Here is a 1,303-nt window from a genome sequence, read left to right as displayed (position 1 = left end):
TGTGTCGTCCTGAAATAGGTTGACGGTTTTTCAAAGGCCAGTAGATTTTCTACTGGCTTTTTTCATTGTGCACTTGATTAGGTGTTTTCATGCCTAAACTTAAGTGCGGTCTCATTTCATTGTAGATGTAAATGGATTCATCCACGAGCTGTTTAAGCTCATTGATATCCTTACAACGATACAATAAAAACTCTTGTTTCAATATGCCATTAACGCGTTCAGCTAAGGCATTTTGATAACAGTCATAGCCATCAGTCATTGATGGTTTGATGTTGTGCGTATTGAGTACGTGTTGATACTCATCAGAACAATACTGTAAACCTCTGTCTGAGTGATGAATCGCTTGGTGGTTATAACGCTTTTGCTTAATACTCATGTTTAATGCTTTAACCACATCCGTTGCCTTCATTTCATCACTGAGTTCATAGCCCATAATCTTTCTTGAATACGCATCTGTAGTGAGTGATAAATAATGCGTACCTGCATCAGACTTCACATAAGTGATATCACTCACTAATACCTCTTCAGCTTGTTTGGCCTTAAAATCTTTAAGTAAGTTAGGGTGCTTACGCATCCAGTGGCGACTGTTTGTTGTTTTTACATAGTTCTTCTTTGGTTTTACGAGTAAGTCATGCTCTCGTAGGTAATCGAAGAAGTTATCACGGCCTAACTTGAGCCGCTGCTTATCGAGTTCCGGTTTTATGAGCTTATACAGCTTCTTCCCACCAACTCTAGGCATGAACCTTCGCCAATACTTCACAAGTGATTGAACGGGCTTTAACTGTTCACTCCGAGACTTTATCCTGCGTACTGCTTGATAGTAACCCTGAGGTGTTATGCCATACGCACGACACAAGGCCGCTAGTTTTACCTCCTTTGCTTGTCTTGCCTGCGTGATAGCTCGGATATGTACTTTTTTCTTAAGCCCGCTCCATATTCTTCATCCATGATGTTAATCATTTCATCCTTAACTATATCTTTGAGGCGAAGCTCTTCTAATTCACGTTCTAAGCGTTTTATCTTCTGGGCGGGAGTTTCTTTTGTTTTTGACATAAGGGCATGACTTTCTGGATTAGACCAGTCCAACTTACCATGCTTTCTTAACCAAACAAGAACGGTACTTTTACCTTGGATACCATAAGCTGTTTGGGCTTGTTTATAAGTGAAATCACCTTTTTCGATTTGCTCTACCACCGCTAATTTAAAGCCTAAGGTGTAATCTCGTTGTGTACGTTTAACTCGTTGTTTATCTGCTGTTGTCATAATAAATCCTAAATGTGTAAACACATTTCAGGACAAGACA

At 39.7% G+C, this 1,303-nt stretch carries 1 protein-coding gene; it reads right to left on the bottom strand.

Annotated elements, in window-relative coordinates; all coding sequences use genetic code 11:
• Positions 1-49: 49 nt before the first annotated feature.
• Positions 50-1,263 (bottom strand): IS3 family transposase gene (locus H8B19_RS18810; RefSeq protein WP_186508692.1). Its coding sequence is split into 2 segments (ribosomal slippage): positions 50-930 and positions 930-1,263, totalling 1,215 coding nucleotides; the frame shifts between segments, so codons are not numbered across the junction.
• Positions 1,264-1,303: the final 40 nt, after the last annotated feature.

It is taken from the genome of Neptunicella marina (genome assembly GCF_014270035.1).
Classification (GTDB): domain Bacteria; phylum Pseudomonadota; class Gammaproteobacteria; order Enterobacterales; family Alteromonadaceae; genus Neptunicella; species Neptunicella marina.
Note: the sequence above shows the minus strand (reverse complement) of the source record. Positions and strands in the feature narration are given on the sequence as shown.